We start from the raw sequence: 14,593 nt of genomic DNA on the forward strand, positions 1-14,593 counted from the left end.
ACATTTAGACTAATTTAAGATACATTTTTGATTTGTTTGTAATACATTTCATCGGGTGTTATTTTACCTATAGATTTATGTCGTCGTTGGGTATTATAAAATAATATATAGTCCTTTACATGTGCATATAAATCGATACCTCCATTTGGAGGATTCAAGTAAATTTTTTCTCTTTTTAAAGATCTCCAGAACCGTTCAATATAGATATTATCCAGCGCCCGCCCTTTGCCATCCATGGATATCCTGATATTATTAGCTTTCAATTGATTTATGAATATGGGTGAAGTAAACTGAGCCCCTTGATCTGTGTTGAAGATCTCGGGACAACCATGCTCTTTAATCGTGTTTTGAAGTACCTCTTTGCACCATTCTACATGCATCGTATTAGAAGTAGACCATCCCATAATCTTCCGACTATAGACATCAATGATGGCAAACATGTACATAAAACCCCTAAACATGGGGATATAGGTGATATCTGCCTGCCATACCTGGCAAGGACGATTAATAACTAATTTTCGCAACAGATAGGGATATTTGTAGTCAGCAGGATTGGCTTTGCTAAGATTCCGTTTAGGGTAAATAGTCCGTAGATTCATCAATCTATACAGCCTTCTGACACGCTTTTCATTGACCCGATAACCAAGGTCGTATTTTAGGTAATCGGTCATTCGTTCTACTCCATAGAAAGGGGTATCCGTAAATTTCTGATCGATAAGCTTCATTAATTGTTGATTGAACAAAGAAACGCCCTTAGGTTATGTAATAATAACCACTACGTCCAAGACCAAGTAACTTACATTGTTGTTTGATACTTAACGTCTGGTGGAAGGGGGAAATGAGATTGCGTTTTTCTGACAGGCTCATTTCCCCAATACTTTTTTTAGGAAATCTACCTGAACCTGAAGTTCTCCTATTTTTGAATACAGCTCCTTTTTCTCCAAACTATCATCCTGCTGAGTAGGTTTATCAGATTGAAAAACCGACTCTGCATTCTCCAAAAATTCTTTCTTCCAGCTATTAATTTGGGTGGGATGTAACTCGTATTTAGAAGCTAGCTCCTGAATGGTCTGCTGCTCCTGAATTGCTTCAATGGCTACCTTTGCCTTAAAACTTGCACTGAATTTTCTACGTTCTTTTCTCATTTTCAAACTACTAAGTTAAACATTTAAGTAGTTGTCCAATTTTTAGGGAGTATTATACTAGGTTTCTTTTCGAATCTTATTAATCCCAATTATTATGTTAAGCCTTCAATGATTTAATTCGCAGTTTTATCAATTTTAATCCTCGAATTTCTAACTATGTTATGTTTCTTAAGTAATAAATAGTTAAATGTTGAAAGGTTTTAGTTATTAAGGTTTGTTGATTTGTAATACCCGAAGATTAATACTTTAATTTAAGGGCTTATGTCTTTTTTAAAATCAAACACCTTTTGTATTATTACAGGAAGGTGCTTGAAATACTATTTTTTTTTACTATTATACTTCTTTAATTCAATTTGTTTTTCAGGCAAAACTATTGAGATGAAATGGTCAAATTTTTTTTTGCCTATAACCTTTAATAGGGATTCAGCAAGCTTATGAACATTAGTTTTATTTTTTTTAGGTAAAAAGATTAATAAAAAGCAAAAGTACGCAAAGCGATTAAAACCGCTACTATACAATGCTTTATAAATGTGTAGTCTTAGTTTGGAACTCGGTGTCTGATAGGTTTTGGGCTTAAATTGACAAGGTTAGGTTACTAATTCGTTACCGATTGATAAAGGCAACTATATAGCTTAACTGATTATATTTCAGTCTTTTGCACCCTTTTTTATATTCCCTTGTAACTCAATGTAATTTAATTTTAAACGTTAAACATTTGAGTTATGGAGCAGACAAAAAAATCGACGTTCAAACTGCTTTTCTATTTGAAAAAGAACGAACTGAAAAAGAACGGTAATGCCCCGGTTATGGCACGTATTACCATTGATGGAACACCGAAAACTTTCGGGACAAAGTTAGAAATTAACCCTAATAGTTGGGATTTAAAACACGGACGGGTTCAGGGCAAAAGTGCCACAGCTTTGAGCATCAACCAAAAGCTGGACAATATACGGGGACGTATCGACAAGATTTATGAAGATATGCTGAAGCACGAGGGCTTTGCAACTGCCCAAAAAGTAAAGCTCTCTTTTCTCGGTGTTGGTGTAATGGATGATGCCATATTGAAAGTTTTTAACGACCAGAATGTTGAATTTAAAAGATTGGTTGATAAAGAGGAGCGTTCACAAGGAACTTACAACAAATACATCACTGTTTACAATCATCTTACGGAATTTATAAAAGAGCGTTATCACAGGGAAGATATGGCATTTCGGGAACTGACGGCAGATTTTATCCGTGAGTTTGACTTTTACCTCCGCTACGATAAGCAATGCGCCCATAACACGGTTTGGATTTACACAATGCCTGTTATTGCTTTGGCTGAACTGGCTATCAAAAAAGGGCTGATACGTGATAATCCTTTTGAGGATTACGAAATAAGTATGGAAGAAACCGACAGAGGGTACATACTGAAAGAAGACGTTGAAAAGCTGATGATGTGTCAGGTTCCGCATAAAAGATATGAACTTGTAAAAGATATTTTTATTTTCAGTTGCTTTACAGGATTGGCTTACGCTGATATTAAGAAATTGACAAGAAGCAATATTCAATCATTCTTTGACGGTCATCAATGGATTATCAGCCGGAGAAAGAAATCTGATGTTGCTTCCAATGTTCGGTTAATGGAAATCCCTAAACGTATCATTGAGAAATATCAGGGTACAACAAGGAATGAATTTATCTTTCCGGTTCCTACCAATGCAACCTGCAATACGCACATAGGTAAATTGGTTGAAAAGGCAGAGATTATCACGGAGCAAAAAGTAACCTTTCACACCGCAAGACATACTTTTGGAACAATGTTTCTGACCGAGGGCGTACCGCTTGAAAGCCTTAGCAAAATGATGGGGCATAAAAACATTTCCACCACACAAATTTATGCTAAAATCACAAGCCAAAAAATCAGCAAGGATATGGATTTGGTTACACCGAAATTCAAAGCAATGGAAGAGGCATTTATGATGGCAATCTAATCCGCTTTTATCTAACCACAAGAAGCAGAACTTAACGGTTCTGCTTTTTTTATGCCCATACTTTTTTATTACTCCTCCTTTGTTTCAGACTATTGAAGCCTGTTCATAATTGACATAAAAATTAGGAATAGAAAATTTCCACAATCAACCGGTAAAAAGGCAGCTAAGTTATAGCGGGCAGCCATCGCACACACCCACCAATAAAAAAAACGAATGAACGGTTTCCCCCTAAAGGAACCCCCATTAAATCATTTTTTTTCTTGGTCATCGCTGTTGCCCGCTTGGATTATCTGCTTTCTTTTTTCCGGTTTTTCTTTTGGAAAATATTATGCGAAGCGGAGCAGACCACAACAGGAAGCAGGAAGCGAGAAAAGCGAACGTAACAAAATGTCAAACTTTTAAAACAGAACGATTATGAACATCATCGGACGACTAACAAGGGATGCGGAAGTAAGAACCCTTAACAACGACAAGCAAGTAGTAAACTTTTCGGTAGCGAGCAACGAAAGCTACAAGAACAAACAAGGCGAGCGTGTAGAGCAAACGACCTACTTCGATTGTGCCTACTGGCTATCTGCAAACGTGGCAAGACTGCTGACAAAAGGCACATTGGTAGAACTCACAGGGCGAGTGAATACACGAGCGTGGATAGGCAAAGACGGCGAAGCACATTCGGGGCTGAACTTTCATACCTCACAAATCAAACTGCACGGAGGTAGCAGGAGAGCCGAAACCATACAAGCTACTGCACAAGCCGAGAACAACAAGGTTACAGCACAGGGAGCAGATGACGACCTCCCATTCTAACAACGAGTATTCAATCATTTTTTAACATCAAAATTTATCAAAATGGCACATAACATTCATTTCAACGAGCAAACAGGAAAGCACAGTTTCTTTTCAGTACAGCAAAAAGCGTGGCACGGTTTGGGGCAAATCGTAGAGCAATACCCAACGAGCGAGGAAGCTATCAAATACGCAGGGTTAGATTACGATGTCGTAAAATCCCCACTGTTTACCAAAGGTTCGGGCATTATCGAAACTGCCAACGGTATAGAAATAGGTAGCACCGAATTAGAAGTACCTAACTATTTCGCTAACATACGCACCGATAACAATGCAGTATTGGGTGTAGTCGGTAAGGATTACCACATTGTACAAAATCGGGAAGCCTTTAATTTTTTTGATGCTATTGTAGGTGGTGGCGAAGGTATCCTGTACGAAACCGCAGGGGCATTGGGCAAAGGGGAACGCATCTTTATCACTGCCAAACTGCCCGATTATATCCGTGTAGGCAATGGCGATGATGTAACGGAAAAGTACATTTTTCTAACCACTTCGCACGATGGTAGCGGAAGTATTACCGCAGCATTTACGCCTATCCGTATCGTATGCCAAAACACGCTGAATGCCTCACTACGCAGTATGACCAATGTAGTCCGTATCAAACATACTTCGGGAGCAAAACAACGTATCGAGAACGCCCACAAGATTATGGGGCTTGCCAACACATTGAGCAACCAATTAGAGGGCATTTTCAATAATTGGACAAAGGTAAAAGTATCAGACCGAGAAGTAAGAAAGCTAATCCAGTTGGCACTTTGCCCGAACAAAGAAACACTTGACCTTATCAACAAAGGGGCTGACGATGAAGTTTCCACCGTGTTCAAAAACGTGGTTGATAATGCGCTTCTATATGCTATGACAGATGATGCACAACAGATGAACACGACCAAAGGGACTTTGTTCGGAGCATACAACGCTGTTACAGGCTACTTTCAGAATGTACGCAATTACAAAGATGATGAAGCCAAATTACAGAGCATTGTATTGGGTGGTACTGCCCAACTCAAATCACAGAAAGCATTTGAATTGTGTACCGCATTTGCTTTGGACGGTGCGGAAATCCTAAACCTTAATTAGATAACAACAGGCTACCGCCTTAAATGGTGGTAGCCTACTATAAAACAACAATATGAAAGCATTACATAAAATGGACAACTTAGATAAAGGCGAATTGCTTTGCAGGCTATTCCCCGAAGAAATGGCGAACATTCAGAACGCCGTAAAAAAGCAGTGCGAATACTTTCTGAAAAATGAAATTACCATTCGTGAGGGTTGGTATCAAAAGGGCTTTTTTACCGCAGAATTTTGGTACAGGCTTGTGCAGGATGCACACAGGATAATCGAGAAGAACGAGGACAAACTTCTCAAAAAACCACGCTGGTTTGCAGACCATTTTTTTGACGGATACAACGCAATATTTGCGATGCACTGCCTTATCGAATATGCACAGACAGAGGACTGTAAACCCAATCTAAAACAGGCTATACACCTAATATTCGGAAGTGAGCCTTTATTAAAAATAACCTTAAACGATAAATAATTATGCCAAATTGGTGCAACAATACGGTTGTCTTCGAGGGGAAGCCTGAAGCAATCGAACAGGTAACACAGCTATTCAAATCAATGGCTGAAAGAGAAAGGAAAGAGAATTGCGGACAACTGCCCGATTTCATAGACGACAGTAACGGCGGATATTTCTTTGAGGTTTACGAAAGCGATACGGGAATATTCAATTATCAAACAAAATGGTCGCCAAATGCGGAAGCAGTTAAGCAGATAGCCGAGCATTACAACATAGATTTCCAATTGGATTATGAGGAATTAGGTTGTTTGGTATATGGCAGGACAATGTTTTCTGACAAGCTACTCATAGATATTTATCTGGAAGACGAAGATTTTGACAGCTACGAATTAGACAAGGAAACAGACACCTACCATTTTGAGGGCAAGGAGTACGACAGCGAATGGGAAATACTCGACACTCTATTAGAACGTAAAATCGAAAATCAGTTAAACACCATTAAAATTTAGAACGATGAAACTATCCGATAAAGCGACAGCACATATTTTGGTTAAAGCCAACACCAATAGCGAATGGGATAATTGCGAGTTTGCAATTATCCATCTATCCGAAGAATGGAAACAGGAACAGGCAAAACGGCTTGCATTGGTTAAGCCGTTAGAGGGCAATCATTATTTCTGCTCAATGAACTACTATGATACGGCAGTAGATTTTTATTGCACAGGCGAAGACGATACCCCGAACATTGAAGAAATGCTAAACGATAAAGAATGGGCATTTGTGGAGCTTGACGAGGGGGAGCAGGAAATGTTTACCGCACCCGAAAACCGATTGGACTGTTACAGGCTTGTATTGCGTGCAAACGGTACAGGCTACTATACAGCATACGGCAAGCACACCAGCGAGGAATTTTGGACGGAAGAATTTTCATTAATCCAATTAACGGCTTAATCAATAAACCCCAATTTCAATTTATGACACGTTCAAATCTTCATATCAAATTGAGCAACGGCAAATCTCTTATTTGCGTTGCCGACAGCAGCAGCGCACCCGAACAGGGATATATCGTTGAAAGGCTTTTTTTGCCTTTGTTATCCCTTGACAACAGTGAGCAAGAACTCGAAATGCTTACGGAGCATTGTACAATGGATGAAAGGCGGATAAACGCAGACTACCGCTATTTAATAGACCTTACCACCAAAGAAGTAAAGTTCTTTGAAGAGCATTACAGCTACACAAAAGACACGTTCAGGAAAGGCAAGGATATAACGGAACGTTATGACGAGTATTTAAAAACCATAAGCTAAAATAGCAGCCGCCTGACCCGAAAAGTCGGGCGGCAAAAAGACAGATCCTCCCGATGGTTGGGCAGTCTTTTTGCTTTAAATTGGTGCAATCCCCTTTAGCAAAATGCGCCCTTACACAAATCCTTTCTTTTCCATTTTACCAAACAGGTTGCGACATTATTGCTTGGGATATTCATTATCCCATAATTTATTATTGGGGGATTACTTTCTTTCGTGAGTTCTGCGGAAAAGAAAGTAACAAAGAAACCTGTTATTGCGGAAACTGTTTATAGTATTCTTTTGCAATTTCGGCTACGCCAGCACTAAAATAATGTCCTCCATCATTTATAACGGTTATGGCTTTTTTAAGTTCTTCGGGGTCTGCGCCTTTCAGTATATACCCTTTTACGCCACGCTGAAGCATCTTTACTACATCCTGTACATCATCATTAATGCTAAAAGCCAGGACTTTGGTTTGCGGATATTTTTCATTCAATGCTTTAGCGGTTTCAAAACCATTCATTACCGGCATATTTATATCAACAACCATTACATCGGGAACAACTTCGATTTCCTCCATTTTTTTCATTGCCATTTTTCCATTCTCGGCTTCAAAAAGTATTTCAAAACCGAAACCCATTAGAAAATCACAAATACCCTTTCTAAGCATATCGTGGTCATCTATCATCCCTACCTTTATTATTTGTTCTTTGCTCATTTTCTTTTTGCTTAGTTTGATGAGGTTAAAAAATCCGTTGGGAGCTTTAGATAAATTCGGAGTTCGAGTAACGTAAGGTATTCCTTTATCGACCTCAATGTCCCTGACTTTAAAACGGTCAAGCCAATCTTTAAAGTGTGCTATCTCGTTAGGTTTAAAATGTACAATTTCCCCGTTTTTAAGGGATATGATAAAAACATCAATGCAGAGAGAGAACGCTGATAATTGCGTAGCAGGGTGGTCAAATTCGGGGTAAAAAATATCCTTGCCGTCCATAACTCTTAATGTTTATCAAGTTAGTGGAACCTGCAAAAAAAAGAGGCGCAGGCAACCACACTTACTGGCATTAAGGCACTGGTACGCCTGACCCCCAAATAAGCGAGCGCCCACGCCATAACGTGAGCGTTCTTACTTATTCGTTCCGGGGTTTTAAAAATTACCAGTTTCTAATGCGGAACTTAAAGCAAAAACAACTTTAAGTATTTTCTATATTTTCGACAACAAAGATACTAAACTCGTCCTTTTTTGACAGCATATAATACAAAAAAGATTACAGTCAAACAATTTTTTGTGAAATGTAATTTTGCTCCAGTATAGTCAGGATATCGCTTTCCTTATAAATAATCTTACCGCCTATTTGTATATACGGCAGTATATTATCATCACGGTACTGCTGTAAAGTGCGTTTGCTGATATGGAGCAGCTTGCACACATCTTCGCCCGAAAGGTAAATTTCTCCGTTCATTACAGGGCGGTAGTTTTTCAATATGCTTTCGATACGGGTTCTTAGCTGTGTTATCATTTCCTGATGGGCAATGATTTCTTCATTGTCATTCGTGAATAAATCCATTTTCGGCAGTATTGTACGGTTGTCCGGCTTCGAGCAAAGCCTGTACATCCGAGCGTTTATAATAATTTTTACGGTTCAGTCTGGAATAAGGCAATAACCCTTTGTCCTTATACGTCTGCAAAGTCCGCTTGGTAATGTTCATCATCAAACACACTTCCTGGTTATCGAGCCATTGCTCTTGCGCAAAAATTGGCGTGTATTTCTGCGTGGCATTTTCGGTAAGTTCCAAAAGTGCTTTCAGCTCATTCTTCATTCCGTCCAGTGCGGATTTTTGTATTGCGATTACTTCCATTGTTTGCTCAATTTTGCTATGGAAGTTGAATTTATAAAGGCTTAGTACGGCATTGGGGAAAGTTGCAGGGTTTGGCTTTGAGAGGTAGCGTTTGGCGATTTACTAAGCCGTAAATAAAAAAATCGGATAGCTTTTGGGCTATCCGATTTGCTTAAAAAATGTATGCTGTAATAACTATCTGCGTTCGGCAGGTTGTTCTATTTTTACTTCAGGTTGTTGTTTTTCTTTTTTCTCACGCCAATAAACCCACAGCGACAACAGACCGAAAATAATCAGCCCGTAAGCTATCCATTTACCGACCCTTTCCACGAATTTAATGAAAACCGAACTTTCATAAGATGAGAAGCCCTCTGCTCCCATAGGGCTGCGCCTGTAAAACTTTCTCCGGTTAATCCAGTAGCGAAGTCCCAGTCCTGCAACCAAAAATATAATACCTATTACCAATGATGCAACCATACCAAAAATACTTTATTTCCACTGTTTGAATTTACGAAAAATATCCGTGGCATTATTCAATTTCAAACTCTTTCGGATACCGAACTACACCGCTTACATTTTGCAGCGCATTTTGCGATAGTTCTATTGCCATACAGTTTTCTTCAGGAACTTCAAATGGCAGCTTTATCCCAAATTCTTTGGTCAGCTTATAGCCAAACTTAGGGTAATAGTTTTCGTGTCCTAACAGCATCACAGAGCCAAAGCCCATTTTTTTTGCTATATCGTGGGCAGCTTGTATGAGTTTGCCGCCAATACCTTTTCCCTGATAATTCGGCAACACAGCAACAGGGGCTAACGCAAGCGAGGTGTAAGTGTTTTTATCCTTGTCTTCAATATTAATTTTTGTGAGCAATATATATCCCGCAATTTGATTATCTACTTCGGCAATAAGTGATAATTCGGGGACAAACGCATCAGAATTGCGTAACCGTTCCACCAAGAACTGTTCTTTATGGTCGCTCAATTCCTCGTTTTCAAAAGCCAGGCGAATGAGTTCAAAAACTTTTTTGAAATCTTCCTTTTCTTCCTTTCTAATTTTTATTTCCATAGTCTGTAAAATCAGCAGTTTTATAAAATGCGAAAACGGCTTACCCAAAAAGGCAAGCCGCTTTCATTGTTTATGGAAATAATAACTTACTCAAATTTGGTAAACCGAAAGGATAATACCCTTTTTCATTATTGCAAGGATAAGAAATTATTTCTTTAGCAACTATCGAATTTAAAATTAAAAACGGCTTACCCATCAGATAAGCCGTTATTTATGAATTGGAATACTGCTCTTAATCGCTGCTGTTAAACTGAAAAGTTATCTGCTTTTCGTTCCCGAAGCTGTCCGAAATCCAAACATCAAAAGATTGTGATACGGCAGACGTTGACGTGTAATACAGCCTGAACTGCTCCGTTGGTAACTGGTACAGGTCGTTGGGCTGATACGGCGGCTCATTGTAGTATTGCAACGTTCCCTGACCATCAAACTGGAAGTAGCGAAGAAAATACTGCGTGTTGCTGTAATTGCCTGTACGCTGTATGGTAATGCGTATTTCTACGGTTTGTCCGTTGGCAACATCTTTAGGCACTGGCATTACATTGACCTCGAAAGGAAAATTGTTCTGTATTTCGAGTTCATCATCTTTGCTGCAAGATACCAACGTAACCGAAGCTGTGAGGATTGCCAGGAATATATATAATGGCAGTAGCCCTGTTCTGAATTTATTGAATATTGCTATCATCGTTTTTTACGTTTTAAAAGTTAAACCTTAATCCCACACCTGCCGACGGTCGGAACTGTCGTAAATCCGTACCCCAAAAGACTTTTGTACGCCCTTGCAGGACTAATACAAATCGGTCAGAAAGGTACGTTTCAAAGGTCAGTCGTCCGCCAGCTCCGTAAATGAAATTGTCCTCGTCCAATATCTTCGCTCCGTCATACAACATCGGTTCGCCACGGTTGATGCTTTCATAACCTGCTACGGCGGTTATTCCGGCATTCAGCGTGATGTTCTTCCGGGCATCGCCCAAAAGGAAGAAGCTGTAACCGCCCTCGGCTGTAAAAGTTTCCTGCGGGATGCGGAGGTCTTTATAATCGTGGTATTGGTGCGTATATTCCAACGCCCAAAGCTGGTAATTGCCGTTCTTACCGTTCACGGTCATACCGATATTGATATAATAATCGTTGCCGATTTTATCATCGGACAGCACACCAACATTTACTTCCAACCCTTTCTGTTTCGGCAGCATTCGCTGTGCCTGTGTCGTTGTGATACCCATTAAAACGAGCATCACGGTATAGATATACTTTTTCATTTTATTACTGTTGTTTTAAATGGGTTATTAAAATTTCAGGTGCATATCGTCAATCAAACGAGCCTTGATTAAATCCGAATTTTCCACCTGCAATGTTTGATGCCTGCCGCCGTTCTTCTCGAAAATCTCAATCAGAAGTATCTTATCATCGGCAATGGTAAATTGGTCTAAGAGGAATACATTTTGCTCGGTAGATTTTCCTTTTATGCCGTCCAATGGTTTGTAAGTCCTAAGCGGTGTCAAAGGAATTTCCTGCACTACGGTACGTTTGGCAACCTTTTTATCCACCACTTTGAAATTGATAAAATCAATCTCAAACGGAACATTGGTTTTGTTACGCAGTTCGGTATGGAAATAGTATTTGCCGTTGTGTATGTAAATGCCTTTGAGGATAAACTGAATGCCGAAACTCTTAGCCCCGATATGCTTTACAATGCGCTTGTCTTTCTTGTAAATGGTTTCCAGTAACAAGCCTGCCAGTGAGGGCGAATTGTTGCCCAATTCTTCAAAAAGCACATCGTTTCCGTTGGTTCTATCTACTGATTTTTGCATTGTTAGCAGGTCATAGCTTGTTGCTTCAGGGTAGGAACTGTAATACACACTGAAACTGTAAAAACGTCCATCATTGGTAATTACTGAAAAATTCGTTTCCGGTTCAAAGTTCCTTACCGATGCTTTTACTCGTAGTACGTTTTCCGCATCTTCGGCTTTACCTGCAATCAGGTATTCGCTTCCCAAATCCACGTAACGAATGGCAGTCGGGAAAATCAAGTGCGAAGTTTTATCGTAGGTTACTTCCATTTTGTATGGTTCTATCTTGCCCAATGCAAGCGGAGTTCTGATGCTGTCCTGCGCAAAAGAATTTACGGCTAAGCCGATAGTCAGAGCAAATGCCCAAAGTGTTTTAAAAAGATTTTTCATTATAAAATTATTTTAGTTTAACATTATTGTTTTGATACAAGGAAGACCTGATGCCCTGCTTTGAGCGTAACCTTTGGTGTACGTACTTTCTTTGCGAAATAGCCCGAAATTCCTTGTACAATGCCTCTGCTTAAATCGGCAGCAACCTGTTGTCCGGCATTCTGCGTAAGCATCACGCTCGTTCCTCCTGTCTGGCTCATATTGCCCGCCATTTCGGTAAGTGCGTTCATTTCGGGCGAATACGGAACGTACAAGCCTTGCTGCCCGTCCAAATCGTAAATGGTAATATCTACGGGAATGATATTACCCTCCAGTTCTACCGAAGTAACCTTTAGCTGTAAACGACCGCCCTGAAACTTGGCATTCGCCGTTACGATAGTTCCTTTGGGAATGGTACGATTAGGCGTTTTGGCAGGCTCTAATAAACGAAGCCTTACGCCCGTTTCCCCAACAACGGTTTGTGCATCGTGTACGCAGGCTTTGATGCTGTTTTTCGGCTGTACCACCTGTTCAGTAGAACCTGCGGTATAGAAGCCCCTGTTTTTGGTCTGGTTTAAATCGTTCAAAAATTCGCTGTCTGTTGGCTCACGATACAAGGCTGATACGGTGTTTTTCCTTGTGGGCGTAAATGATACAAAATGCTCTTTTTGGCTGGCAGTCGAAGCTCCCGAAGCTGTACCGTTTGTGGGTGTGGCTTCTCCATTGCTGCTATTACCTTGCGGAAGATATTTTGCAGCCATTTGATAGGATTTCTCCATCAGGGCAAGCTGGTCATCTACTGTTGTTGCTTTAGGTACATCTTTATCAGCCAGTTTTTCTTTTAGCTCATCCAATTGCCTGCGGAGTTCCATTGTTTCTGCATTGTCGTTATTATAGAATGAGCCTAACGTGCTTTGTGTATTTCGGTAGCTGTTCAAGGCAGGATTGCCATAACGTCCCGAATTTCTGCCACTGCCATAGCCGTTGCTTTCTTCCTCTTCTACAAAATCTTCTTCGCTCTTGGCGTTGGCAGATGAGCTGTCCTCATTCCAATAATCGGATAGCGTGGTAAGGGCATTGCGTTTCTCCTGGTCTTTTTGTTCCAGCATTTCCTGCTCATACGCTTTGCCTTTGCTGTCGGGCATTCCTGCCCCGGTAGCTTGTGGAACAGCATCGTTCAGCCCGATGTTTTCGACCTCTTTTTTATCCTTTGACGGTTTAAAGATGAGGTACATACAGCCTAAGAAGACAATCGCCATCAAACCGAATATCAAGGGCTTTTTAAGGCGGTCTTTGCTGTTCTTTTTATCATCCAGCAGATTGGATGCTTTACTTTGGTCGCCTTCCTCAACGAGAATGCTGACCCTTTTTTCATTTTCTTTCATAAAACTGATTTTTTAAAATTGTTGATACACTATCCTGCAACCTTGCAGGATTTTTACTTTTGAGGACAGGGTTCTCGATATGCCTGATGTTGATGGTATCATTCGGCTTGCCCGTATCGTACACTACTTTGCCAATAACCCCTGCCGTAAGCAAGAGATAACCCACAAAAAAGTACAACGTGTATTGATGCTGCTTGCGCACTGGCAAAGCCCGCCAACGCTCATCGAGCTTATCAAAAAACCTGTCCATAGTTGCTCTTAATTTTTTCATACTTTAATGATTTTCGGTTATCGCATTTTAAACCGCCTTTTCGGGGAAGACAACTGTTCTTTAGGTTTGTCAGACACTTGGGCAATGGCTTCTTTCCTTGTCGGAACCGAGCTTGTAGAGAGGTCTGTCAGTTTGGATTGTTTCAATAATTGCCCGTATTGGTCTATCCTTTCAATATTCATCTTCTGTACATCAAAAAGACCGTCTTCATACTTTACCCACATATTGCATTCAACCTTTGGCTTATCATCGCCATTCCATTGCAGGTAAGTTGTCAGCATCATAATGTTGGGCAACATCGGTTTATCCATCCCATTTTTACAAGCCTCTAAAAACCTGCTGATGCTGTCTTTGATTTTGTCGGCATAAGCTGCCTCCGTTTGGAAATAACCGTCATACCCTTTATCGGTCAGCGTTTTTGCGAATGCGTCTAAATCAAGTAACTGTTTCATATCCTTAATTTTTAGCGTTCGATAACTTCGATGTCTTTGTTTTCTACTACCGCAAACTTTTCGATGTTAAATCCCTGCGGGTTGTTATCCGAACGAACGGAGTTGACGAGATAGCAGGAAGTAATCAGGTTACGGCGTGTTACGTTGCTCGAACGGATGATGAACTGTTTGGCATAGGTGCGCACTGCATAGGGGTAATTGTCGAAATTGCACACCACACTATCTACCTCAATTCGTTGCTGAACATTACCCGAAATGATACGGCTGTAATAGCCCTTTTCAGACAGGTCTTTGTAATAGTCGAAAGCTGATTTATCGGCAAGGTTGAACGCCCTGCTCATATTGCTTTCAATAGCGTTCTTATCGGGTGCAAGCGTGAAGAACAATTCGTGAAATCTCCTGACGTGTTCCCTTGCTTCCACAGGTCGGTTAATACTGGCATCCTGCGACAAGGCAAGCATCAGTGATTTGCCATTATCCAGCACATAGATTTTTTGCCTTTGTTCATTTGCAAAGCTGTACGATTTCCACACGGCAAATCCTACTACGCCTATGCAGAGAACGGCAAACACGATGGCATATAAACGTATCTGCCGAAAGCTGTTTTCTATATTTCTTAGCGTTTTAAATTCCATTTTTAAGAATGATTATT

General features: G+C 40.3%; 21 protein-coding genes. 7 read left to right on the forward strand and 14 right to left on the reverse strand.

Annotated features, from left to right (window positions below; genetic code table 11):
* Positions 1–14: 14 nt before the first annotated feature.
* Positions 15–725 (reverse strand): IS3 family transposase, encoded by a 711-nt coding sequence (locus tag ACF3OC_RS03635; RefSeq protein ID WP_392470923.1) that lies wholly within the window; start codon positions 723–725, stop codon positions 15–17.
* A gap of 138 nt (positions 726–863) precedes the next feature.
* A complete protein-coding gene (locus ACF3OC_RS03640) occupies positions 864–1,145 on the reverse strand; it encodes a transposase (protein WP_392470925.1) in 282 nt (93 codons plus the stop codon).
* A gap of 722 nt (positions 1,146–1,867) precedes the next feature.
* Between ACF3OC_RS03640 and ACF3OC_RS03645 the strand changes: the two genes are divergently transcribed.
* The 7 genes from ACF3OC_RS03645 to ACF3OC_RS03675 all read left to right on the forward strand — a co-directional run bounded on the left by ACF3OC_RS03645 (position 1,868) and on the right by ACF3OC_RS03675 (position 6,793).
* A complete protein-coding gene (locus ACF3OC_RS03645; protein ID WP_002995959.1) occupies positions 1,868–3,118 on the forward strand; it encodes a site-specific integrase in 1,251 nt (416 codons plus the stop codon).
* 414 nt (positions 3,119–3,532) lie between these two features.
* Positions 3,533–3,925 (forward strand): single-stranded DNA-binding protein, encoded by a 393-nt coding sequence (locus ACF3OC_RS03650; RefSeq protein WP_002995963.1) that lies wholly within the window; start codon positions 3,533–3,535, stop codon positions 3,923–3,925.
* Between the two features lie 42 nt (positions 3,926–3,967).
* Entirely contained in the window at positions 3,968–5,041 is a 1,074-nt protein-coding gene (locus ACF3OC_RS03655; protein WP_002995967.1) for a DUF932 domain-containing protein, read from the forward strand.
* Between the two features lie 52 nt (positions 5,042–5,093).
* Positions 5,094–5,504, forward strand: coding sequence for a hypothetical protein (locus ACF3OC_RS03660; protein ID WP_002995970.1), 411 nt, complete (start codon positions 5,094–5,096; stop codon positions 5,502–5,504).
* 2 nt (positions 5,505–5,506) lie between these two features.
* Complete coding sequence (locus tag ACF3OC_RS03665) at positions 5,507–5,995, forward strand: hypothetical protein (protein WP_002995973.1); 489 nt, start codon at positions 5,507–5,509, stop codon at positions 5,993–5,995.
* A 4-nt stretch (positions 5,996–5,999) separates the two neighbouring features.
* Positions 6,000–6,437, forward strand: a complete 438-nt coding sequence (locus ACF3OC_RS03670) for a hypothetical protein (RefSeq protein ID WP_002995976.1) — start codon at positions 6,000–6,002, stop codon at positions 6,435–6,437.
* Positions 6,438–6,460: 23 nt separating this feature from the next.
* Positions 6,461–6,793, forward strand: coding sequence for a hypothetical protein (locus tag ACF3OC_RS03675; protein ID WP_002995980.1), 333 nt, complete (start codon positions 6,461–6,463; stop codon positions 6,791–6,793).
* Between the two features lie 250 nt (positions 6,794–7,043).
* Here ACF3OC_RS03675 and ACF3OC_RS03680 read toward each other — a convergent pair whose 3' ends face one another.
* The 12 genes from ACF3OC_RS03680 to traK all read right to left on the reverse strand — a co-directional run bounded on the left by ACF3OC_RS03680 (position 7,044) and on the right by traK (position 14,576).
* On the reverse strand, positions 7,044–7,766 hold the full coding sequence (locus ACF3OC_RS03680) for a response regulator transcription factor (protein WP_002995984.1): 723 nt from the start codon (positions 7,764–7,766) through the stop codon (positions 7,044–7,046).
* Between the two features lie 280 nt (positions 7,767–8,046).
* A complete protein-coding gene (locus tag ACF3OC_RS03685) occupies positions 8,047–8,340 on the reverse strand; it encodes a helix-turn-helix domain-containing protein (RefSeq protein WP_002995987.1) in 294 nt (97 codons plus the stop codon).
* Entirely contained in the window at positions 8,321–8,632 is a 312-nt protein-coding gene (locus tag ACF3OC_RS03690; RefSeq protein ID WP_002995989.1) for a helix-turn-helix domain-containing protein, read from the reverse strand. The genes ACF3OC_RS03685 and ACF3OC_RS03690 overlap by 20 nt, the downstream gene beginning before the upstream one ends.
* Before the next feature lie 174 nt (positions 8,633–8,806).
* Positions 8,807–9,088, reverse strand: coding sequence for a hypothetical protein (locus ACF3OC_RS03695; protein WP_002995992.1), 282 nt, complete (start codon positions 9,086–9,088; stop codon positions 8,807–8,809).
* 52 nt (positions 9,089–9,140) lie between these two features.
* Positions 9,141–9,677 (reverse strand): GNAT family N-acetyltransferase, encoded by a 537-nt coding sequence (locus tag ACF3OC_RS03700; protein ID WP_002995995.1) that lies wholly within the window; start codon positions 9,675–9,677, stop codon positions 9,141–9,143.
* Between the two features lie 232 nt (positions 9,678–9,909).
* On the reverse strand, positions 9,910–10,359 hold the full coding sequence (locus ACF3OC_RS03705; RefSeq protein WP_002995997.1) for a DUF3872 domain-containing protein: 450 nt from the start codon (positions 10,357–10,359) through the stop codon (positions 9,910–9,912).
* A gap of 13 nt (positions 10,360–10,372) precedes the next feature.
* On the reverse strand, positions 10,373–10,933 hold the full coding sequence (locus ACF3OC_RS03710) for a conjugal transfer protein TraO (RefSeq protein WP_002995999.1): 561 nt from the start codon (positions 10,931–10,933) through the stop codon (positions 10,373–10,375).
* 27 nt (positions 10,934–10,960) lie between these two features.
* On the reverse strand, positions 10,961–11,854 hold the full coding sequence (gene traN, locus ACF3OC_RS03715; protein ID WP_002996001.1) for a conjugative transposon protein TraN: 894 nt from the start codon (positions 11,852–11,854) through the stop codon (positions 10,961–10,963).
* Between the two features lie 23 nt (positions 11,855–11,877).
* Positions 11,878–13,218 carry a conjugative transposon protein TraM gene (gene traM / locus ACF3OC_RS03720; protein WP_002996003.1) on the reverse strand — a complete coding sequence of 447 codons (1,341 nt, stop codon included), beginning with the start codon at positions 13,216–13,218 and terminating at the stop codon, positions 11,878–11,880.
* Entirely contained in the window at positions 13,205–13,489 is a 285-nt protein-coding gene (locus ACF3OC_RS03725) for a hypothetical protein (RefSeq protein ID WP_002996005.1), read from the reverse strand. The genes traM and ACF3OC_RS03725 overlap by 14 nt, the downstream gene beginning before the upstream one ends.
* 17 nt (positions 13,490–13,506) lie before the next feature.
* Entirely contained in the window at positions 13,507–13,941 is a 435-nt protein-coding gene (locus ACF3OC_RS03730) for a hypothetical protein (RefSeq protein WP_002996007.1), read from the reverse strand.
* A gap of 11 nt (positions 13,942–13,952) precedes the next feature.
* Entirely contained in the window at positions 13,953–14,576 is a 624-nt protein-coding gene (gene traK / locus ACF3OC_RS03735; protein WP_002996009.1) for a conjugative transposon protein TraK, read from the reverse strand.
* Positions 14,577–14,593: the final 17 nt, after the last annotated feature.

The organism is Sphingobacterium cellulitidis (assembly GCF_043187465.1).
GTDB lineage: Bacteria > Bacteroidota > Bacteroidia > Sphingobacteriales > Sphingobacteriaceae > Sphingobacterium > Sphingobacterium cellulitidis.